Genomic DNA, 21,698 nt, shown 5'->3' with positions numbered 1-21,698 from the left:
CCCCCTTCCCCTGGAAAGGTGCCCCAGCATGGCCGCTTACCTCTGCCCCCCTGCCGTGATACACGGTGAGCACGCCGTGGAGACCAGTCAGATAGTGGCGGAGGTGCGCGACCGGCACCCGCATGCGCCGTGGGCGCCGCGCGTCGACGGCATCGCCCGGAGCACCGGCATCGGCAGCCGGGGCTGGATGCTGCCGCTCGAGACCGCCGTCGCCCCCGGCAGCGGCGGCGGGCTCGGCGCGGTCGGCGCCGCTCCCGTCCAAGAGGCGCTGGCCCGCGACGGTTTCGCCCAGCAGGACGTGGACCGCGTGATCGCCGCTCTGGAGGCGATACCCGCGCCGCAGACCGTCCAGGAGCGCACCGCCCCGGCCTGGGAGGCCGTGCAGGCCTACGGGGAGCGCGCGGCGCGCGGGGCCCTCCAGATCGCCGGCCTGGACGCCGCGGACGTCGACTGCCTGATCACCAGTCACTCCACCACTCCGGCCCTGCCGGGACTGGACCTCGCCCTGTCCAACCGGCTCGGACTGCGCGGCGACGCGATGCTGCTGCCCGCCACCCAGTGGGCGTGCGTCGCGGGAACCCGCTCCCTGGCGCTCGCGGCGGACCTCGTGGCCGCGGATCCCGACCGGGTGGTCCTGGTCGTGATCTCGGAGGCGCTGAGCACGACCTACCAGCCCGCGGACGACACCCTGGAGTCCCTGATCGTCCGGCTGCTCTTCGCGGACACCGCGGTCGCCGCGGTGGTCACCGGCCGTCAGAAGCGCGAGTCGGTGCTGCGCCTGGACGCCGCCTGGCACCACACGCTGCCCGGCACCCAGGACCTGCACCGTCTGGAGACGCGGGCGGACGGCGCCCACTTCGTGATGGACCGGCGCGGACCGCGCGCCGTGCAGGAGACGGTCACCGCGATGTGGGAGTGGCTGCGCCTGCGCTACCAGGACGACCCCGGCTCCTGGCACCCCGACGTCCTGCTCGCGCACCCCGGCGGCACCCGCGTGCTGGAATACATGGAGCAGACGATGCCCGACACCTGGCCCGCCGGGCTGCTGAAGTACAGCCGGGAAAGCTACACGAGCGGCAACCGCGGCGGCGCGGCCGTGTTCGACATCCTGAGGCGGGCGCACGACGCGGGGCAGAAGCCGGGCGACCACGCCGTCCTGTACGCGGCGGCGCCGGGCCTCACCGCCACCGCCCTGGCGGGGGAGTGGCTGTGACCCGCCACTCCTGCCGGGCCACTTGAGCCGCCCGAGACGCTCGAGCCGCCTGCGCCCCTCGCCCCGCTGACGCCGTCGGAGCCGGGCACGCCCCTCCGCGCGCGGCCGGCGCCGGGACCGGTCATCCCGGGACCTCCGCCCACACCACCTTGCCGGTGTCCGTCCACCGCACGCCCCACCGGGCGGTGAGCCGGTGCACGATGTGCAGGCCGCGCCCGCCGTCGTCGAGCAGGCCGCCCGCGCTCAGGCGCGGCCTGCCGTTGCCGGTGTCGCCCACCTCGCACAGCAGCCCGTGCCCCGCCCTGATCAGCCGGACCGTGACCGGGCCGGAGGCATGGCGCACCGCGTTGGTGACCAGCTCGCTGACCAGCAGCGGCACGTCGTCCCGGGTCTCGGCCCGGGTGCGCCACTGCGCCAGCACCGCGCTCACGTGCGCGCGGGCGCGGGCCGGAGCGTCGTCGCGCGCGGGCAGCCGCCAGGTCGCGGTGTCGCCCTTGCGGTAGCCGATCATGCGCGCCAGCAGCAGCGTCACGTCGTCGCGCTGACGCGCGGGCGCCAGCGCCGAGACGACATGCCGTGCCGCCTGCTGGAGGGCGTCCCAGGGGTGCACCGCGGACACGACCTCCGCCAGCCTGCCGATGCCCTCGTCGATGGACAGCGCGGGATCCTCCACCAGACCGTCGGTGTACAGGGCGAGCAGGGAACCCGGCGGCGCGGCGAACGTGTGCACGTCGAACGGCTCCCGCAGCGCGAACTCGGTGCCCAGTCCGGGGTGCGGGCGCAGGGCGAGCGGGCTCGCGTCGCCGTCCGGGAGCACCAGGACCGGGGGGAGGTGGCCGGCGCTGGAGAGCGTCACCTGATGGCTGACCGGGTCGTAGAGGGCGATGCAGCAGGTGGAGCCGAGGGCGCTGTATCCGGCCGCCAGCCCGGACTCCGCGTCGTCCAGCAGGGTGACGGTCTCGTCCAGGTGCTCCAGCACCTCGTCGGGGGCCAGCCCCGCGGACAGCAGTGCCCGCGCCTCCATGCTCAGCTGGCCCATGGTCGCCGCGGCTCCCAGGCCGTGCCCGACGACGTCGCCCACCACCAGCGCGGTGCGGCCGTCCGGCAGCGGGAAGCTGTTCACCCAGTCGCCGCCGACCCCCGCGCTGTCGGGGGTGGCGGGCTGGTAGACACTGGCGATGTCGATCGTGTGGCCGCCCGTCCTGGGCAGCAGCCGGCGCTGGAGCGCGAGCACCTGGGTGTGCTCGCGCTGGTGCTGGCGTGCCAGGTCGACGTGGTGGGCGGTCCTCGCCACCAGTTCCTGGAGGTCGAACAGGTCGCTGTCGTGGAAGGGGCGGTCGGCCCGCCGCCAGACCTCCGCCACGCCCAGCACGACGGGCGGCTCGCCGTCCAGGACCAGCGGGATGCAGGCCACGCTCGCCGACCGGTCGCCGGGCACCAGGGCACGGATCACGCGCGGACTGCCGAGCAGCCGCTCCACCGACGCGCGGTCCGGGATGACGATGGCCTGCGGGGCGTCGTTGCGCCGTACCGCCTGCGCCAGCAGACGGCTCGCGTCGTTCGGAAGGTCGCCGCCCGGAGTCACATACCCCTCGGGCCACGCCCGGTCCGGGACCAGGGCCGCCCGCCGCAGCCGGATGCGTCCCTGTGCCCGCTCGGTGACCCCTTCGCCCGTCCACACGGCGAAATCGAGGTCGACGGCGGCCACGTCGCCCCAGGCCAGCAGGGACTCGGCCAGTGACTGGGCGGTCTCGCCGATGTCCAGCGAGGTGCCGATCGCGGTCTCCGCCGCGTACAGGTGCAGCCGCCTGGCCATCGCGATCAGGGAGACGGTCAGGCCCTCCTGCGGGGCGGCGGCGGGCAGGATGCTCATCGACACGACCAGCTCCGAGCCGTCGCCGCGCCGCAGTCGCTGGATCCGGGCGACGTGCGCCTCGCCGATCTCCAGGACCTGCCGCAGCCGCCGGGTCACCGTCGGCACGTCCCCCGGGGGCAGCAGCTCGGCGAAGGGCCGGCCGGGGGCCGCGTCGAGGCCCGCGAACACGGCGGCGTCCAGGTTGCTGCGGGTGATCCGCAGCTCCCGGTCCAGGTTGACCACGGCGAGGATCTGTTCCTGACGGTCGGCCGCCGGGTCCTCGGGCGCCGGCCCGCCCGGCGCCGGCTGCGCCCGCGCGTCCTCACGGCCGGCGGCCGCCGCCGGTCCGCCGCCCGGGACATAGCGCCCCAGAGCGCTGCTGACCAGGTCGAACGGCGACGAGGACGGGGAGGAGGGCGTGGAGTCCATGCGGCTCTCTCAGCAGTCCCCGGCACAGCACCGGGGCTCGTTACTCGGACCCGTGCGTCGGGGCCCCGAGATCCCTGGCGCACACCTCATTGAATAACACGGGGGGTCGCACCGCCCACACCAGCGACCCCGGCCCACGTCGGCAGACCCCGGCCCTGCGCACGGACCCTCGGCGGAAAAACTCCCGGGCCCCGCGCGAGGTGTCACGACGGGGCCGGCCGGGGTCCCCGCGACGCGGGACCCCGGCGGTTCGCCGCGCAGGCTGCGAGCCGCATCCCCGGGCCAGCCCGCCCCCGCCGGGCCTCAGCTCCCGGCGGGGGCGGGGTCCTCGTGCGGGTGACCGCGCTGGGCCGGCGCAGCCGCCCGGCGGCCCGCCGCGTCCGGGGCCCGGTCCTCCGCGGCGTCCGCCGTCGGGCGCAGGCACTCGATCAGGTAGTCGCCCGTGTCCGGATCGACCGTGACGCCGTGCGTCTCGCTGCGGAAGCCGGGGAAACGTCGGTCGAAGGACTCCAGGGCGCCCAGATAGCGCAGCAGCGGGCCGTCCGGGCCGCCGACGCCCTCGCCGGGCATGAGGACGGGGATGCCGGGCGGGGTGACCGTGACCATGGCGGCCGCCACCTGCCCGGCCGCCTCGGCCAGCCGCACCCGGTGCGTGCCTCCCCGCACCAGCCGCTGGTAGCACAGCTGCGGCGGGGCGACAGGCTCGGGCAGCTCGCGGAACGCGGTGTCCAGCAGGTCGACGAGGCGCGCAGCACGCAGATGGTCGTGCATGTCCTGGCACAGCGCGCGCAGGGTCAGACCGGCGTAGCGCCGCGGGTGCTCGGCCACCAGGGCGGGCAGCACCCGGTCGAGGCGGGCGTCCTCGTCGTACAGGGCCTTGAAGTCCATCAGCGCGTCGAGGAGCGTCCCCCACTTGCCCTTGGTGATGCCCATCGAGAACAGCACGAGCGTGGTGTAGCTGTCGGTCTTCTCCACGACGATGTTCCGCGTGGCCAGATAGGCGGTGAGCACCCGCGCCGGGATGCCCCACGCGGCCGTCCGCCCGGTCGCGTCGATGCCCGGGCACGTCACCGTGACCTTGACCGGGTCGAGCATGCAGTAACCGTCGGCGAGTCCCGGGAACCCGTGCCAGTCGGCCCCGGGTTCCAGCTGCCAGCACGACGGCTCGGTGCGCAGCAGGTCGGCGGGGGCGTCCTCGAACGGCAGCCGCGCACCGGTGCCCGGGTCGGTGACCGCCTCGGGCTGCCACACGCCGAAGAACCACGGCGGGCGGTCGCCGGCCTCCTCGACACGGCGGCGGACGCGGACCATCTCCTGCCGGAAGCGGACCGCCTCGGTCACCGCCTCGTCGAGGAGCCAGCGCCCCTGCGGCCCGTCCATCATCGCGGTCGCCACGTCCAGGGAGGCGATCATCGGATAGAGCGGGGACGTGGTGCCGTGCATCATCAACGCCTCGTTGAACCGGTCGTGTTCGACGGGCGCCCGGGGAGCGGGCCGCACATGGACCATGGCGCTCTGCGACAGCGCGGCCAGCAGCTTGTGCGTGGACTGCGTCGCGAACACCGTCGGCCGGTCCGGGCCGGGGAAGGCGTCCTCGTCCACCGACATGCCGTAGCGGCCCGCGTACAGCGGGTGGAAACGGGCGTAGGCGAACCAGGCCTCGTCGAAGTGCACCCGGGGCGTGCTGGCGGCGAGCGCCCTGGCCGCCGCCGAGGCGTCGTAACACAGGCCGTCGTAGGTGGAGTTGGTGAAGACGGCGTACTGGGCGCGCGGTGACAGGGCCTGCTCGGTCAGCGGGTTCGCCGCGATCCGGGCGGCGACCGCGTCGGGCGCCAGCTCCGCCGGGGGCAGCGGCCCGGCCAGTCCGTAGCCGTTGCGGGTCGGGACGAGGTACACCGGCCGTGCGCCCGACACGACGAGCCCGTGCAGCACCGACTTGTGGCAGTTGCGGTCCACCAGCGCGATCTCGTCGCGGGTGACGCTGAAGTGGCCGACCACACGGTTGCAGGTGGAGTCCCCGTGCAGCACGAAGTACGTGAGGTCGGCGCCGAACACCCGCGCGGCGTTGCGCTCCGCCTCGCCGATCGGACCGGTGTGCTCGAACAGCGAGCCGAGTTCGCCCACCGAGATCGACAGGTCGCTGCGCAGCAGCCGTTCCCCGAAGTAGTCGTGGAAGGCCCGGCCCGCGGGCGACTTCAGCAGGGCGACGCCGCCGGAGTGGGCCGGCGTGTGCCACGAGTACTCGTGCGCGTCGTCGAAGCGGCGCAGGGCGCGGAAGAACGGCGGCAGGACGGCCTCCCGGTAGGCGCGGGCGGCGGTGGCGATCCGGCCCGCGATGAAGGCGGGCGTGTCCTCCAGCGGCCACACGTACCCCACGACCGACTCCGACACCCACAGCGGCAGATCGGTGACGCCGTCGCCGGTCATGACCAGGAAGACCGGCAGATCGCGGAAGCGCCGGCCGAGCGAGCGCAGCACCCCGGCCCCGCCGGGCTCCTTCCCGCCGGCGTCGTGGTCCGGCAGCTCCCAGGCGATCAGCGCGGCCGTCAGGCCCGCCTCGGTCCGCAGCACCGCCTGGGCGTCGGCGGCGTCGACCGCCCACCGGACGTCGAACCCCTGGTGCTCGACGGCGTCCCGGATGCGCACCAGTTGCCGGGCCACCGCGCCCTCGTCCCGGGGGTGCTCCGGCACCGCGATCAGGAACCTGCTGTCCGACATGGGCCTCCCTCGTCCCGGCGGCAGCGCGCCGCCCCGGCAAGTCTGCGAGGGCAGCGGAGCGCGCCCGCGGCCGCACGAGCGCAAACCACCCCTGAGACGGAAAGGGGGGCGGCCGCGGCTGACGAGGCCCGAGGGGACGGGCGGAGCGGACGGGCACGGGGGGCAGGAGAGGCCGACAGGAGGGGCGAAGCCGCCGGGGCTCAGTCTGCGGCAGGGGTGCGGATGGCCGCGATGTCGAACTGCAGACGCACCTTCTCGCTCACCATCGCGCCGCCCTCGGCCAGCCGGGCGTTGTAGGTGAGGCCCCATTCGGAGCGGTCGATCGTGGTGGTGCCGTCGAAACCGGCGCGTTCGTATCCGAACGGGTCGACGACGTGGCCGATGTAGGTGAGTTCGAGGACCACCGGACGAGTGGCGTTTTTGATGGTGAGGTCGCCGGCCATGCGGTAGACGTCCGGCCCGGCGAGTTCCACGGCGGTGCTCGTGAAACGCATCTGCGGATAGTTCGCGGCGTCCAGGAAGTCACGGCCGGTCAGATGGGCGTCGCGCTGCTCCACACCGGTGTCGACGCTCGCCGTGGCCAGCGCGATCTCGGCCCGTGAGCGGGAGGGGTCGCGTCCGTCGAACCAGAGGCGGCTGCGGTACTCGGTGAAGGCCCCGCGCACCGTCGTGACCAGGGCGTGCCGCACGGAGAAGCCGATGCGGCTGTGCGCGGGGTCGATCATCCACTCGCCGGACAGCGCCGCCAGGGCGGGGTCCGGCGAGAAGGCGGGCGTGTCGACGGCTGGGTGCGGACGTCGGGCGGACGCGCCGCGGGTGAACAGGTTCATGGTGCACCTGGTTACTGCACGGCGGATACCGTCGCAAGCCGTCCCCGCCGGCGGCGGCGGACCGAATCCGTACCGAAGGGCCTATAGGCAGGCACCGCGCGGCCTCCGGGTACAACACCCACACATCGCCGTCACCGGAACACCAACGCGAAGCGGCGCGCGCGGACCTGACGGCGTGACTCCCGTGACGCGCCCGACCGACGCCCGAGGGACGCCGTTCCGAGGGGGGCCGCTCGGCTCGTTCGCGCCCACCCGTCCGCACCCGCCCCTGTGCACCGTCCTGCGCGACATCTTGACGTGTACTCGACGCAATGGCTTCATGGGAGCGCTCCCACATGTTCGAGACCGTCTCCCTTCCTTTCCCCCCACCGTCGCCTGGGTCCCTGGGCCTCACTTCTGGAGTCGCAGTGAGAACGCCGAGAAGCACGTCCCCACGCACGACCGGAAGCGCAACGAGCAGCACGACGAACACGATCAGCACGACGAGTACGGCGGCCGGCAGCGCGGCCGCAGGCGCGAGCGGCTTGCCCGCGGGGCGCGCGGGCCTCGCCCTGGGCACGTTGCTGACCAGGCTGGCGGCCCTTCTCGGCCTGGTCCTCCTCGGCGCGCTGTGCCCGTCCGTCGCGCACGCGCAGACCCGCTCGCCCGAGGCCCAGGGCGCCGGACTCCACATCAGCGACGGCCGCCTGGTGGAGCGCAACGGGAACGACTTCGTGATGCGCGGCGTCAACCACGCCCACACCTGGTACCCGGGCCGGACGCAGCAGTCGCTGGCCGACATCAAGGCGATGGGCGCCAATGCCGTGCGCGTCGTCCTCGCCGACGGCCACCGCTGGAGCGCCAACAGCCCCTCCGACGTCGCGAACGTCATCGCCCAGTGCAAGGCGAACCGCCTCATCTGCGTCCTGGAGGTGCACGACACCACCGGCTACGGCGAGGACAGCGCGGCCGGGACGCTCGACCAGGCGGCCGACTACTGGATCGGCCTCAAGGACGTCCTGGCCGGCCAGGAGGACTACGTCATCGTCAACATCGGCAACGAGCCGTGGGGCAACACCGATCCGGCGGGCTGGACGGCGCCCACGACCGCCGCGGTCAAGAAGCTGCGGGCCGCGGGGCTCCAGCACACGATCATGGTGGACGCCCCCAACTGGGGCCAGGACTGGCAGGGCGTGATGAAGGCCAACGCCCGGTCGGTGTACGACGCCGACGCCACCGGCAATCTGATCTTCTCGATCCACATGTACAGCGTCTTCGACACGGCGGCGAAGGTCACCGACTACCTCGACACCTTCGTCGACGCCGGACTGCCGCTCCTGATCGGCGAGTTCGGCGGCCCCGCGGACCAGTACGGGGACCCCGACGAGGACACCATGATGGCGGCCGCCCAGCGGTTGAGGCTCGGCTACCTGGCCTGGTCGTGGAGCGGAAACACCGACCCGATCCTCGACCTGACGCTCGACTTCGATCCCGCCCGGCTCAGTTCGTGGGGCAAGCGCATCTTCAACGGTGTCGACGGCATCGCCCAGACCGCGAAGGAGGCGACCGTCTTCGGCGGCGGAACGCCGGGTGACACCCACGCCCCGACCGCCCCCGGCGCCCCGGTCGCCTCCGCGGTGACGGCGACGTCGGCCACGCTCTCCTGGGCCGCCGCCACCGACGACGTCGGCGTCACCGGCTACGACGTCGTGCGGGTCGACGGGACCACCGAGACCGGCGTCGCCGCGTCGACCGGCGCCACGGCCACGGTGACCGGCCTGACGGCGAGCACGGCGTACACCTTCGCCGTCTACGCCCGGGACGCGGCCGGCAACCGGTCCGCCCGCTCGGCCGCCGTCGCCGTCACGACCGCGAGCGCGCCCGCCGTGGCCTGCTCCGTCGGCTACCGCGTGGTGGGGGAGTGGCCGGGCGGTTTCCAGGCGGAGATCACCCTGCGCAACACCGGCGCGGCCCCGGTCAGCGGCTGGCGGCTCGGCTTCGTCTTCGCGAACGGCCAGAGCGTGGCCAGCATGTGGGGCGGGACCGCGGCCCAGAGCGGCGGCTCGGTGACCGTGACCCCCGCCGCCTACACCTCCACCGTCCCCGCGGGCGGCTCGGTCACCGTCGGATTCATCGGCAACAAGGGCGCGACCAACACCGCACCGACCGCGTTCACCCTGAACGGCGGGGCGTGCGCCACGGTCTGACGGGCCGCACCGCGGACCGGCAGGCCGGCGGCCGGCGTGAGGCGTTCGCCGCCTCCGCCGGTCGCCGGTCCGCCTCGCCGGGCACACCGTACTGTGTGGCCATGTCCACGACGCCCCGCTGGCTCAACGCCGACGAACGACGAGCCTGGCTGGCCTACGTCGAGTTCTCCACGCTGCTCGGGGACCACCTCAACCGCCAGCTGCGGCGCGACGCGGGGATGACGCACGCCGACTACAGCCTGCTGGCCTACCTCTCCATGGCGCCCGACGGCACCCTCGGGATGTCGGACCTCGCCGAGCGTCTGAAGATCACCCGCAGCCGGCTCACCCATGCCGTGGACCGGCTGCGCGAGGCGGGGCTCGTCGACCGCCGGGTGGACCCCGCCGACGGCCGCGGACAGCTCGCCTTTCTCACCGGCCGGGGCAGGGAGCTGCTGGAGGAGGTGGCCCCCGGCCACGTCGAGGCCGTGCGCCGGGCGGTGTTCGACGTCCTCACGCCGGAACAGGTGCGTCAGTTCGCCGAGATCGGCGAGGCGATCAGCCAGGCCCTGCACCGGGCCGAGAGCGCCGAGACCGACCCGGCCGCACTGCCCTGGCGCCGCCGGTAGCGGACAGGACGCGGACACGGCGCGGGGCGCGCCCCGGACGGCCGCCCGGCTTCGGCCCCTGCCTCCGACCGGCCGACCGGCCGACGGGACCCGGCACCCGAACATCCGCGATCCGGCGGGCGGGCGGGCGGCAGGCAGGCGGCCGTGTTCCGCCGGGAGTCGGCAGGCCGTGGTCCGGGCATCGGCCGGAGACGAGCCGGAGATCGATCAGGGCTCGACGGGGACCGGCGGGGGACGAGCCCGGGATCCCGTCCGCGACGATTCGGCGCGGAATCGAGAAGAACCGGCCGCCGGTCCGTACCTGGGGGTACCGGGGGCCGCCCGCCCCTCCGACCGCGCCATCGATCCAAGGGACGTACCTCGTGAACGCAACCGCCGCCATCGGCGTCACCGGCCTCGGCGTGATGGGCCGCAACCTCGCGCGCAACTTCGCCCGCAACGGCTACACCGTCGCCGTCCACAACCGCAGCGCCGGTCGCACCCGTGCGCTCGTCGAGGAGTTCGGCCACGAGGGCGCGTTCGTCCCCGCCGAGTCGGCCGCCGACTTCGTGGCGGCGCTGGAACGCCCCAGGCGACTGATGATCATGGTGCAGGCGGGCGAGGTCACGGACGCGGTCATCGAGGAGTTCGCCCCGCTCCTGGAGCCCGGCGACATGATCATCGACGGCGGCAACGCCCACTACGCCGACACCCGCCGCCGCGAGGAGGCCCTGCGCGAGCGCGGCCTGCACTTCGTCGGCGCCGGCGTCTCCGGCGGTGAGGAGGGCGCGCTCAACGGGCCCGCCGTCATGGTCGGCGGCTCCCCGGAGTCGTACGACGTCCTCGGCCCGATGTTCGAGTCCATCAGCGCGAAGGTCGACGGCGAACCCTGCGCCACCCACATCGGCACCGACGGCGCCGGGCACTTCGTCAAGATGGTGCACAACGGCATCGAGTACGCCGACATGCAGCTCATCGCCGAGGCGTACGACCTGCTGCGCCAGGTCGCCGGCTACAGCCCGGCCGAGATCGCCGGCATCTTCCGCACCTGGAACGAGGGCCGGCTCGGCTCCTACCTCATCGAGATCACCGCCGAGGTGCTCGCCCACACCGACGCCGGCACCGGACGGCCCTTCGTGGACGTCGTCGTCGACGCCGCAGGCCAGAAGGGCACCGGCCGCTGGACCGTGCAGACCGCCCTGGACCTCGGCTCGCCGGTCACGGCCATCGCGCAGGCCACCTTCGCCCGCGCCGCCTCCGGCCAGCGCGAACTGCGCGCCGCCTACGCCGGGCTCCCCGGCGGCACCACGCCCCCGCTCAGCCGCACCGAGGCCTCGCGCTTCACCTCGCAGGTCGAGCACGCCCTCTACGCCTCGAAGGTCATCGCCTACGACCAGGGCTGGAAGATGATCCAGGACGCGGCCGCGGAGTTCGGCTGGAAGATCGACCTGGGGGCGGTCGCCCGGATCTGGCGCGGCGGCTGCATCATCCGCGCCTCCTTCCTGGACCGTATCCGCGCCGCGTACGCGGCCGACCCGAAGCTGGTCAGCCTCCTCGGCGAGATGGAGTTCGCCATGGAGATCACCGACGCGCAGGTGCCGTGGCGGGAGACCGTGGCGTCGGCCGCCCGCCGGGGCATCCCCGTGCCGGCCTTCTCCGCCGCGCTGGCCCACTACGACACCCTGCGTTCCGAGCGGCTCCCGGCGGCCCTGCTCCAGGGCCAGCGTGACTACTTCGGCGCCCACACCTACGGCCGCACCGACCGCCCCGGCGCGTTCCACACCCACTGGGCCGAGTCCGGCCGTCCGGAGACGTCCGCCTGACGCGACCGTCCGCCGGGCGGGAGCCGCGGCGGCGGAGGCGGGGGACGCGAAACGGCGGGGGCGGGCACTCGTGGAGTGCCCGCCCCCGCCGTCCGGTTGCGGCCGGAGCCGGTCAGGCGCTCGTCGCGGGGTACGTCGGGTACTCGACGCCCGAGACGTGCTGGACGACGCGGACGACCTGGCAGGAGTAGCCGAACTCGTTGTCGTACCAGAGGTAGAGGATCGCGTTGTCGCCGTCGACCTTGGTGGCGCCGGCGTCGATGATCGAGGCGTGGCGTGAACCGATGAAGTCCATCGAGACGGCGTCCGGCGCCGTGGTGAAGTCGATCTGACGCCGCAGCGGCGAGGTCAGCGAGATGCCGCGCAGGTACTCGAGCACCTCCTCGCGGTCGGTCTCACGGCCGAGCCGCAGGCTCAGGATCGCGATCGAGACGTCCGGCACCGGCACCCGGATCGAGCTGCCGGTGATGGGCGCCTTGAGGTCGGGCAGCGCCTTGGCGACCGCGGACGCGGCGCCGGTCTCGGTGATGACCATGTTCAGCGGCGCCGAACGCCCGCGCCGGTCGGCCTTGTGGTAGTTGTCCAGCAGGTTCTGGTCGTTGGTGAACGAGTGGACCGTCTCCACGTGGCCGCGCAGCACGCCGTACTCGTCGTTCATCGCCTTCAGTGGCGGCACGATCGCGTTGGTGGTGCAGGAGGCGCAGGACAGGATCCGCTCGTCCGGCTTGATCGTGTCGTGGTTGACGCCGTGCACGATGTTCGGCACGTCGCCCTTGCCGGGCGCGGTCAGCACCACCTTGTCGATGCCGGGCCGCAGGTGCTGCGAGAGCCCCTCGCGGTCGCGCCACTTGCCGGTGTTGTCGATCAGGATGGCGTTGTCGATGCCGTACGCCGTGTAGTCGATCTCGGACGGATCGTCGGCGTAGATGACCGTGATCTCGTTGCCGTTGGCGATGATGCGGTTGCTGGCCTCGTCGACCGTGATGGTGCCCTGGAACTGGCCGTGCACGGAGTCGCGGCGCAGCAGGGAGGCCCGCTTGACGAGATCGTCGGCGGCCCGGGACCCGCCGCCGCGCACCACGATGGCGCGCAGCCGCAGACCGTTGCCGGAGCCGGACTTCTCGATGAGCAGCCGGGCGACGAGCCGGCCGATGCGGCCGAAGCCGTACAGCACGACGTCGCGCGGCTCACGGCGGTCGATCTTGCCGGCGCCGGTGGCGCCCGCGACGGCCTCGGCCGTGAAGTCGAGCACCGACAGGCCGCGGTCGTCGGCGCGGTGGCTCTCGGCGAGGATGCCGATGTCGATCTGGGCCGGACCGAGGTCCAGGGTGGTGAGGGCCTCCAGGAACGGCAGCGTCTCGGTGACCGAGAGCTCCTCGCCCGCGATCTGCCGGGCGAACCGGTGGGTCTTGAGGATGCTGACCACCGACTTGTTCACCAGGGAGCGGCTGTGCAGCAGGACGGTCACGTCCCGCTCGCGGTGCAGCTTCCCGATCATCGGGATCATCGACTCCGCGATCTCCTCGCGGTTCTTCCAGTCAGTGAACGAATCGTCGTTGAGCGTCACGGGCCTATCTTTCGAGCTAGGTGGCGCTCATATGCTAACCCTAGGGATTTTCGATCATTCCAGCGGCCCCGCGCTCAGGTGTGCGTGGGGAGCGCGCGGGTGCACGCGGGCCCGCGAGGCAGAGCGCGGGGCGGGGCCGAGGAGCCGTGGCGACGGGGTGCGGCCGGGACGCGCGCCGGCCGCCTGCCGCCGGTCAGGGGGCGCCGGGGCTGTCCGGCGTCTGTTCCACCGGCTGCCGGCGGCGCGGGATGCCCAGGGCGCACAGCGCGCCGGCGAACACCACCGCGACGCCGACCCACACCGCGGGGTGCAGCCCGTCGACGAACTGCCGGGGGCCCAGCATGCTGCCGTGGGCCACGAACACGGTGCTCAGCACGGCGATGCCGAGGGCGCCGCCGATCTCGCGGACCGTGCTGTTGGCGCCGGACGCCTTGCCCGCGTGATCCCTGGCGACGGAGCCGAGCACCACGGCCGCCGTCGGCGCGAACACGAAGCCCATGCCGACGCCGGCCACGACCATCGGCCCGACCAGTGCCGAGTACGCCGTGTCCACGTCGGCCACGAGGTTGATCCAGCCCAGGCCGACGCCCTGGAGGAACAGGCCGAGGGCCATGAGCCGGCCGCCGCCCACCCGGTCCGTCAGCATTCCGGCGACGGGGGCGACGAACATCGGCATCAGCGTCCAGGCCAGGGTGCGCACACCGGCCTCCAGCGGCGTGCGCGCGGGCACGATCTGAAGGTACTGGGCCAGCAGGAACAGCGAGCCGAAGACACCGAAGTACATGGTCGCCGAGACGATGTTGGTGAGCGTGAACGAACGCGCCCGGTAGAACGACAGCGGCAGCATCGGCTGCGGCGTCCGCGCCTCCCACGCGACGAACCCGGCCAGCAGTGCCGCGCCTGCCGTGAACCCGCCCAGCACCCTCACCGACGTCCAGCCGTCGGGCTCGCCGTGCACGATCGCCCACACCACCGCGCACAGACCGGCCGCGGCGAGCACCATGCCCACCAGGTCGAGCCGGACGCCGGGCAGTGCGCTCTCCCTCAGGGCGAACAGCACCAGCGGGATCGCGATCACGCACACCGGCACGTTGATCCAGAAGATCCAGCGCCAGTCCAGGCCGTCGACGACCGCGCCGCCGACCACCGGGCCCATCGCCACGGCCAGACCGCTGATCCCGGACCACACGCCCAGTGCCATGCCGCGCAGCCGGTCGGGCACGGCCTGGGCGAGCAGGGTCAGCGACAGCGGCATCACGGCCGCCGCGCCGAAGCCCTGGACCGTGCGGAACGCGATCAGCTGGGCGCTGGTGTCGGCGAGGCCGCAGCCGACGGAGGCCAGGGTGAACACCGCGATGCCCGCGACGAAGACCCGCCGCCGCCCGAACCGGTCGCCGAGCGCCGCGCCGGTCATGAGCAGACACGCGAAGCTGAGCACGTACGCGTTGACGAACCACTGCAGTTCCTGGGTGTCCGCCTCCAGGTCGACGGCCAGGGTGTGCAGGGCCGTCGAGACGACGAGGTTGTCGAGCGCGACCATGAACATCGGCACGCTCGCGGCGACGACGGCGAGCCACAAGGGGGTGCGGCGGCGTTCGGACGGCGGTGATGCGGCCGGTCCGTCGAGGACCGGGCTTCTCTCGGACAGCGTCATGACGGTGCCTTCTCTCGGGCGGCGCATGGGAAGATTGGATACCTCTACTCTCCAAGTTGGAGAGTAGAGGTATCCAATAGCTGCCGCAAGACCGAACACCGAACCGGAGCCGACCGCATGCGCATCTCCGAACTGAGCCGCCGCAGCGGCGTGTCCGTGACGACGATCAAGTACTACCTGCGTGAGGGGCTGCTCCCGCCGGGCCGTCAGACCTCCGCCACCCAGGCCGAGTACGACGACCACCACCTGCACAGGCTGCGGCTGATCCGTGCGCTGACGGGCGTGCGCGGTCTGTCGGTCGGCGCCGCCCGGGAGGTGCTCGACGCCCTCACGGAGCACGCCGGCGACATCCACCGCACGCTGGGGGTGGCCCTGGGATCCGTGCGGGTGGGCGGCACACCCGCCGAAGGCGCCGCGGAGGCGGCCGAGGTCGCCGAACTCGTCGACGAGCTGGGCTGGCGCGTGCACGAGACCGCGCCCGCCCGCGCGGTCCTGGCCGAGACCCTGAGCAGTCTGCGGGCCCTCGGCGTCCCGCTCGACCGGCGCGCCCTCCTGCCGTACGCGCGCCTGGCCGAGCGCACCGCGGTCCTCGACCTCGACCAGCTCGACGGACTCGACGACCCCCTGGAGGCCGCCGAGCGTGCCCTGCTGCTGACCGTCCTCCTCGAACCCGCGCTGATGGCGCTCAGGCGCCTGGCCCAGGAGAACGAGTCGGCCCGCCGTCACATGCCGTGACACCCGGCGCCGGAGCGTCCCCGGGCGCGCCCGCCCGCCCCCGGCCGGGGGATTGAGCCCCGCACGGTCGGGTACGCGAGGCCGGACCGCCGCTACCAGGGAGCTTCCATGGAGACACCCGCGCACGACCGCTCGAACAACCCCGCCGCGCTCGCGCTGGACGCGCTGGCCCGGGACACCGAGAACACCGTCGCACTGGACACGCTCGCGCACAGCGACGTGCTCGTGCCGGTGCCCGACGACGCCACCGACGAGGACGTCACCGACCCGACCACGGTCGCCCTGCCGGTCCTCGAACAGCCCGGGGGCGCTCCGGTGGTGCCGGTGTTCACCTCCGAGCCGGAGATGGCCGACCTGCTGCCGGAGGTCGACCGCTACCGGCTGGTGCCGCTCGCCGCGCTCGCCGCGCAGTGGCCGAGCGGGGAGCTGTCGCTCTCGATCGACGGGGCCGGCGACCACCCGCTGACGCTCACCTCCGAAGGGGTGCGCACCCTGCTCGTCCGCTGAGGCGACGGCGGGCGAGGCCCGTCCGGCGATGCCTCAGCGCCGCCCCGGCCCCGCTCATCTCGCCCGTCGCGCCCGGGTGGGCGTACGTCGTCCCGACGGCCGTCACCGCCGGGCGGGGCGTGACGCGGCAGGCGCGACGAGGGACACCGCCGCACGCCGGGGCGGGCGCCGTCCCGACGACGTCTGTCAGGCGCCGTCCGTCCAGCGCCGTCCGGCCGCGGCGGTCCCGTCATGCGCACGCGGTCATGAGCCAGGAGTCGTGAGCCGCGAGTCAGGGGTCCGAAACGTGCCGGACGCCATCGCCGCCGAGCGCAACGCCGGGGTCAGGGCCCCGTCAGCATCCGCTCCAGCACCTGCCGCTGGAGCGGCAGCACCTCGGCGTGCAGGTCACGTCCCTTGGGGGTGAGGGCGACGTACACCCCGCGGCGGTCCTCCACGCAGACGGACCGCTCCACCAGGCCTTCCTTCTCCAGGCGGCCGATGAGCCGGGACAACGCGCTCTGGCTGAGATGCACGCGGCCGACGAGGTTCTGCACCCGGCACTGGTCGCCGTCCCGGGGCGTCTCGGAGGCGAGGATGTCGAGCACCTCGAAGTCGCTCGCGCCGAGGCCGTGCGGATGCAGTGCCCGGTCGATCTCGCACATCGTGCGCGCGTGCACCGACAGGATGTCCCGCCACCGCTCCTCGAGGCCCGCCCCGGCCGTTTTCGCTGCCATACCCGCACGGTACACCGATCGGGCTATTCATTGACGGTGCAACTAGTGCGGGTGCAAGCAGGTCGGCGCGACCGTGCTCAGGCGGCCGGGTCCTGGATCAGGCCCACCAGGTTGCCGTCCGCGTCCTTCACGAAGGCGATGAGCCGGCCGCCGCCCACGTCCTGGGCGTCCTGGAGCAGCTCCGCGCCCGCCGCGAGCAGCGCGGCGAGACGCTCGCGCAGGTCCGTGACGTGCCAGTAAGGCACCGGTCCGGTCACGCCCTTGGCGTGCCCGCTGGGGTCGAGGCCGACGTCCTGACCGGCGGCCTTGAAGCCGACGTAGTAGGGCTCGTCGGCGTACGGCTCGACCTCCAGCAGCGCGCTGAACAGGGCCTTCGCCCGGTCGAGGTCCTTGACGGGGTAGATGATGGTCTGCAGGCCGGCGGTCATGACGTTCTCCTCGTGTGCGGTGCGGGTGAACACGTCCGTGTTCTCGCACCACTCACGCTAGGCCGGGACGGGGCCCGACGGCTTCTCCGATCCTGACCGGTCCGCCCGACCGGCCGCGGGAATTCACCGCCCGCCTTCCCGCCCGCCCTCCCGGTCCCGGCCGCCACCGGCCGGGTGAGCCCGCGGGCCGCCCCACCGACCCACCGGCCCACCGATCGGCCGGGTGCGGGCGCCGTCAGGTCGACTCGCGTCTGACCAGTTCCGTCGGCAGGATCACCGCCGCCGGGTCCTCGCCGCCGATCTGGGCGAGCAGCACGCGGACCATCTCACTGCTGATGCGGTCCCAGGGCTGGCGGATGGTGGTGAGGGTGGGGCTGGCCGCGGTCGCGGCGGGGGAGTCGTCGAAGCCGCCCACCGCCACGTCCTCGGGTACCCGCCGGCCCGCCCGGTGCAGCGCCGTGAGGACGCCCTGCGCCATCAGGTCGGACGCGACGAACACCGCGTCCAGCTCCGGCGCCCGCGCCAGCAGCTGTTCGGCGCCTGCCTCGCCGCTGGCCCGGCTGTAGTCCCCGGAGACCACGATCCGCTCGTCGTACTCGACGCCGGCCTCGGCGAGCACCTCCCGGTAGCCGGCCAGCCGCTCCACGCCGCCCGGGGTGTCCAGCGGTCCGGTGACCACGCCGACGCGCCGGCGGCCCTGCGCGAGCAGATGGCGCACCATGTCCCGGGCGCCGTCGCGGTCGTCGGCGGCCACGTAGCTCACCTTGGAGCCGATGCCGATCGGCTTGCCGCACGCGACCAGCGGCACGCCCGCCTCGCGCAGCTCCGTCGCGATCGGGTCGCCGGAGTGGCTGGAGACCAGCAGCACCCCGTCGACGTGTCCGGCGGTGATGTACCGCGTGATGCGCCGCCGCTCGTCCTCGGTCCCGGCCAGCATCAGCAGCAGGGGGACGTCGTGCGCGGCCAGGGCCTGGGTGCAGCCGCGGAGCAGGACGTTGAAGTTGGGGTCCTCGAAGAACCGTTCCTGAGGCTCCGTCAGCAGGAAGCCCACGGAGTCGGAACGGCCGGTGATCAGCGAGCGGGCGTGCCGGTTCACGACGTAACCCGTCCTGCGGATGGCGGCGTTGACCGCCTCGGCCGCGGTCGGGCTGACGTAGTGCCCGCCGTTGAGCACGCGCGAGACGGTGCCGCGCGAGACGCCCGCCTCCCGCGCGACGTCGTGGATGGTCGGCGGTCTGCGCCGGCCCCCGGCCCCATTGTTCATAATCATGACTTTACGGCTCCGGAGAGCAGATCCAGACTCCAGAACCGCTGAACCACCAGGAAGAGCGCCACGAGCGGGATCACCGCGAGGAGCGCGCCGGTGATCACCAGGGTGTACAGGGCCGGGGTGTTGGCGCCCTGTTCGAGGAGGGTGAACAGTCCGAGGGTGATCGGGAACTTCTCGTCGTCGCTCAGCATGATGTAGGGCAGCAGGAAGTTGTTCCACACGGCGACGAACTGGAACAGGAACACCGTGACGAGTCCCGGGATCATCATCGGCAGCGCGATGCGGGTGAAGATCCGCCACTCGCTCGCCCCGTCCATGCGGCCGGCCTCGACGACGTCCCCGGGGACGGCCGCTGCGGCGTAGATGCGCGCGAGGTAGACGCCGTAGGGGGAGAGGATCTGCGGCAGCAGCACCGACAGGTACGAATCCGTGAGGCCGGCCTTCGCCAGCAGCAGGTACTGCGGGACGGCGAGAATGATCGGCGGCATCAGCACGCCCGCCAGCAGGATGTTGAACATCGTCTCGCGTCCGCGGAAGCGGTAGGTGGCCAGCGCGTATCCGCTGACCGCCGACACGCATGTCGAGAGCAGGGCGCCCAGGCCGGCGTAGAGGGCGGAGTTGCCCATCCACCGCCAGTAGACGCCGTCGCGGTAGGCGTTGAGGTCCTTGACGTTGTCGGTGAAGCCCGTGCCCGGCAGGAACGTGAACGTGGTGAACAGCTCGCGCCCGGACTTGGTGGACGCGATCACCACCCACGCCACGGGCAGCAGGCAGTAGAGCGCCCCCAGGAGCAGCGTCAGCGTGGGGACCGGCGCGATCCGGCGGCGCAGCGGCGGACGGCCGCGGGCGGCGTCCGCACTGCCTGCCGCCGAGGGGGCCTTGTGGACGGCAAGAGAACTCATCGTGCTGCCTCCTGCTTGTTGCGACGGTTCGCGCCCCGCAGGAAGCCGAAGGACAGCACCAGTGTGGCGAGCGCGATGATCACGGCCTCGGCGGCCGCCTGGTGGACGTCCCCGGTGCCGAACGCGTCCCGGTACACCTTCATCAGCGGACTCCAGGTCGTGGAAACGGAGTTGGTGAGGGGCTTGAGGGTGGTCGGTTCGCTGAACACCTGGAGCGTGGCGATGATCGAGAAGAAGAAGGTCAGCACCAGCGAGGGCGCCACCATCGGGATCTTGACGCGCAGCGCGATCTGGAGCGGGGTGGCGCCGTCCAGCTTCGCCGCCTCGTACACCTCGGCCGGTACGGCCTGGAGCGAGGTGTAGATGACGATCATGTTGAAGCCGGTGCCGCCCCAGACCGCGATGTTCGACAGGGCGAGGTACAGCGGGCCGCCGTCCAGCAGGTCCGGCTGCGGCATGCCCAGCTTCTGCAGGACGTAGTAGAAGGGGCTGACGTCCGGCAGGTACAGGAAGCCCCAGAGCAGTGCCGCCACGACGCCGGGGACGGCGTACGGCAGGAAGATCGCGAGCCGGGTGAACGGGGCGAGCCGCACCCGCTCGGAGTCGAGCATCAGCGCGAACAGCAGCGCCAGGCCGAGCATCACCGGGACGACGATGCAGCCGTAGCCCAGGACGCGCAGCGCGCCGTCGAGCAGTTCGCCGTCGGTGAAGGCGTCGGTGTAGTTCTCGACGCCGGCCCAGACCTCCTTACGAGCGCCCGAGCCCAGGCCGAGCCCGGAGACGCGCACCTTGTGGAGGCTGAGCCAGACCGCGTAGCCGATGGGCAGCGCGAAGAAGAGGGCGAAGAGGGTCGCCGCCGGCAGGAGGAAGCCGTACGGGGCCGCCTCGACCCCGTACGGCCTGCGGCGGTGTGCGGTGGTCACTCGGAGACCTCGAAGCCCTGCTTCTTCATGTCGGCGACGGTGGCCGACTGCATCTTCGCCAGTGCGGCCGAGAAGTCCGACCTGTCCTTGGCGGCGGCGCCGAACGCGTCCTTGAAGGTCGTGTAGGCGACGTTCACGTTCGGGCCCCAGGCCGACGGCGCCGTCGTCTTGGCGATCCTGGCGGCCAGGGTGTAGAAGTCCGCCTGGTTCGAGAAGTAGTCCGGCGGGGTGGTGAAGGCGCCGCTGAGCTGGGCTGAGGTGGAGGCGGGGTAGATGCCGCCCTCCTTGGCCAGCGCGTTGAGGGCGTCGCCGTCGGTGTTCAGCCAGGCGGCGAACTTCGCGGCGGCCGCCTTGTGCTTCGAGTCCGTCGTCACGCCCGTGGAGGAGCCGCCCCAGCTGCCGGTGACATCCTCGCCGTTCGACCACTGGGGGAGCGGGGCCATGGCCCACTTGCCCTTGGTGTCGGGTGCGGCGGTGGTCAGGGTGCCGGGGGCCCACACGGCGGAGACCCAGGCGATCTGCTTGCCGGTGTCGAGCGCCTTGTTCCAGGCCGGGGTGTACATGGGCTGGTTGTCGACGACGCCCTCCTTGACGAGACCGCCCCAGAAGTCGGCGACCTTCTTGGTGGCCGGGTCGTCGATGGCGACCTTCCACTGGTCACCGGAGGTGGTCCACCACTTGGCGCCGGCCTGCTGGGCGAGGCCCGCGAAGAGGCCCGAGTCGTTGGCGGAGAACGTGGTCAGGTCCGTGCCGGGGGACTTCTTCTTCAACGCGCGCGCGGTGTCGGCGAACTGCTCCCACGTCGTGGGGACCGTCAGGCCGTACTTCTCGAAGAGGTCCGCGCGGTAGTAGAACATCATCGGGCCGATGTCCTGCGGCACCGCGTAGACGGCGTCGGTGCCGAGCGTCGTCTGCTGCCAGACCCCGTCGGCGAACCGGGCCTTCGCGTCCCCGACGTCCTTCGCTATGTCCGCCAGCGCGTCGTTGCTGACCAGCGTCGGCAGGGCCTGGTACTCGGCCTGCACCAGGTCCGGGGCCTTGCCGGCCTTGTGCGCGGTGAGGATCTTGGTGATCAGGGTGTCGCCGGACGCCTGCTTCTTCACCGTGACGGTGATCCCGTCCTTCTTGCCCTCGCCCTTGTTCCACAGGTCCACGACCTTGTCCATGCCGGGCGTCCACGTCCAGTACGTGAGCGAGACCGGGCCGGACGCGTCGGCGTCGTCGTCGGACGAGCCGCAGGCGGCGAGTGCGGTGGCGCCGAGGGTGACGGCGAGGGCGGAGGCCGCGCCTCTGACAAGGAGCCGACGGCGCTTCGTGTTGGGCATGGATCTCTCCCCTGACCTGGGCTTCCGCCC

The 21,698-nt window shown here is 72.8% G+C and carries 17 protein-coding genes; 6 read left to right on the top strand and 11 right to left on the bottom strand.

Annotated features, from left to right (window positions below; genetic code table 11):
- Positions 1 to 28: 28 nt before the first annotated feature.
- Positions 29 to 1,213, top strand: a complete 1,185-nt coding sequence (locus tag ACGFSH_RS15040; protein WP_393348507.1) for a type III polyketide synthase — start codon at positions 29 to 31, stop codon at positions 1,211 to 1,213.
- Between the two features lie 121 nt (positions 1,214 to 1,334).
- Here ACGFSH_RS15040 and ACGFSH_RS15035 read toward each other — a convergent pair whose 3' ends face one another.
- The 3 genes from ACGFSH_RS15035 to ACGFSH_RS15025 form a co-directional block, all read right to left on the bottom strand.
- Positions 1,335 to 3,497, bottom strand: coding sequence for a SpoIIE family protein phosphatase (locus ACGFSH_RS15035; RefSeq protein ID WP_393348505.1), 2,163 nt, complete (start codon positions 3,495 to 3,497; stop codon positions 1,335 to 1,337).
- Positions 3,498 to 3,800: 303 nt separating this feature from the next.
- Entirely contained in the window at positions 3,801 to 6,215 is a 2,415-nt protein-coding gene (locus tag ACGFSH_RS15030; protein WP_393348503.1) for an Orn/Lys/Arg decarboxylase N-terminal domain-containing protein, read from the bottom strand.
- 200 nt (positions 6,216 to 6,415) lie between these two features.
- Positions 6,416 to 7,045, bottom strand: a complete 630-nt coding sequence (locus ACGFSH_RS15025; protein ID WP_393348501.1) for a YceI family protein — start codon at positions 7,043 to 7,045, stop codon at positions 6,416 to 6,418.
- 524 nt (positions 7,046 to 7,569) lie between these two features.
- Here ACGFSH_RS15025 and ACGFSH_RS15020 point away from each other — a divergent pair.
- The 3 genes from ACGFSH_RS15020 to gndA all read left to right on the top strand — a co-directional run bounded on the left by ACGFSH_RS15020 (position 7,570) and on the right by gndA (position 11,641).
- The gene (locus ACGFSH_RS15020; RefSeq protein WP_393348499.1) at positions 7,570 to 9,231 is read left to right on the top strand and encodes a cellulase family glycosylhydrolase; all 1,662 of its coding nucleotides are present in this window, start codon (positions 7,570 to 7,572) and stop codon (positions 9,229 to 9,231) included.
- Between the two features lie 101 nt (positions 9,232 to 9,332).
- Positions 9,333 to 9,839, top strand: a complete 507-nt coding sequence (locus ACGFSH_RS15015; RefSeq protein WP_393348497.1) for a MarR family winged helix-turn-helix transcriptional regulator — start codon at positions 9,333 to 9,335, stop codon at positions 9,837 to 9,839.
- A gap of 362 nt (positions 9,840 to 10,201) precedes the next feature.
- Complete coding sequence (gene gndA, locus ACGFSH_RS15010) at positions 10,202 to 11,641, top strand: NADP-dependent phosphogluconate dehydrogenase (RefSeq protein ID WP_393348495.1); 1,440 nt, start codon at positions 10,202 to 10,204, stop codon at positions 11,639 to 11,641.
- Between the two features lie 112 nt (positions 11,642 to 11,753).
- Here the strand turns inward: gndA and ACGFSH_RS15005 are convergent, their stop codons facing one another.
- Positions 11,754 to 13,208: a glyceraldehyde-3-phosphate dehydrogenase gene (locus tag ACGFSH_RS15005; protein ID WP_393348493.1), complete on the bottom strand. Its 1,455-nt coding sequence runs from the start codon at positions 13,206 to 13,208 to the stop codon at positions 11,754 to 11,756.
- A gap of 193 nt (positions 13,209 to 13,401) precedes the next feature.
- Complete coding sequence (locus tag ACGFSH_RS15000) at positions 13,402 to 14,862, bottom strand: MFS transporter (protein ID WP_393348491.1); 1,461 nt, start codon at positions 14,860 to 14,862, stop codon at positions 13,402 to 13,404.
- Between the two features lie 117 nt (positions 14,863 to 14,979).
- On the opposite strand from ACGFSH_RS15000, the gene ACGFSH_RS14995 reads away from it, so the two are divergent.
- Positions 14,980 to 15,597, top strand: coding sequence for a MerR family transcriptional regulator (locus tag ACGFSH_RS14995; protein WP_393348489.1), 618 nt, complete (start codon positions 14,980 to 14,982; stop codon positions 15,595 to 15,597).
- 108 nt (positions 15,598 to 15,705) lie between these two features.
- Entirely contained in the window at positions 15,706 to 16,104 is a 399-nt protein-coding gene (locus ACGFSH_RS14990) for an SseB family protein (protein ID WP_393348487.1), read from the top strand.
- A 323-nt stretch (positions 16,105 to 16,427) separates the two neighbouring features.
- Here ACGFSH_RS14990 and ACGFSH_RS14985 read toward each other — a convergent pair whose 3' ends face one another.
- The 6 genes from ACGFSH_RS14985 to ACGFSH_RS14960 form a co-directional block, all read right to left on the bottom strand.
- Positions 16,428 to 16,820, bottom strand: a complete 393-nt coding sequence (locus tag ACGFSH_RS14985) for a MarR family winged helix-turn-helix transcriptional regulator (RefSeq protein ID WP_393348485.1) — start codon at positions 16,818 to 16,820, stop codon at positions 16,428 to 16,430.
- 77 nt (positions 16,821 to 16,897) lie between these two features.
- A complete protein-coding gene (locus tag ACGFSH_RS14980) occupies positions 16,898 to 17,248 on the bottom strand; it encodes a VOC family protein (protein WP_393348483.1) in 351 nt (116 codons plus the stop codon).
- A 235-nt stretch (positions 17,249 to 17,483) separates the two neighbouring features.
- The gene (locus ACGFSH_RS14975) at positions 17,484 to 18,518 is read right to left on the bottom strand and encodes a LacI family DNA-binding transcriptional regulator (protein ID WP_393348481.1); all 1,035 of its coding nucleotides are present in this window, start codon (positions 18,516 to 18,518) and stop codon (positions 17,484 to 17,486) included.
- A complete protein-coding gene (locus tag ACGFSH_RS14970) occupies positions 18,515 to 19,420 on the bottom strand; it encodes a carbohydrate ABC transporter permease (protein WP_393348479.1) in 906 nt (301 codons plus the stop codon). The genes ACGFSH_RS14975 and ACGFSH_RS14970 overlap by 4 nt, the downstream gene beginning before the upstream one ends.
- A complete protein-coding gene (locus ACGFSH_RS14965; protein ID WP_393348477.1) occupies positions 19,417 to 20,343 on the bottom strand; it encodes a carbohydrate ABC transporter permease in 927 nt (308 codons plus the stop codon). The genes ACGFSH_RS14970 and ACGFSH_RS14965 overlap by 4 nt, the downstream gene beginning before the upstream one ends.
- On the bottom strand, positions 20,340 to 21,668 hold the full coding sequence (locus tag ACGFSH_RS14960; protein WP_393348475.1) for an ABC transporter substrate-binding protein: 1,329 nt from the start codon (positions 21,666 to 21,668) through the stop codon (positions 20,340 to 20,342). Before ACGFSH_RS14960 ends, ACGFSH_RS14965 begins: the two co-directional genes overlap by 4 nt.
- Positions 21,669 to 21,698 lie beyond the last annotated feature (30 nt).

Source organism: Streptomyces sp. NPDC048481, assembly GCF_043200075.1.
GTDB lineage: Bacteria > Actinomycetota > Actinomycetes > Streptomycetales > Streptomycetaceae > Streptomyces.
Note: the sequence above shows the minus strand (reverse complement) of the source record. Positions and strands in the feature narration are given on the sequence as shown.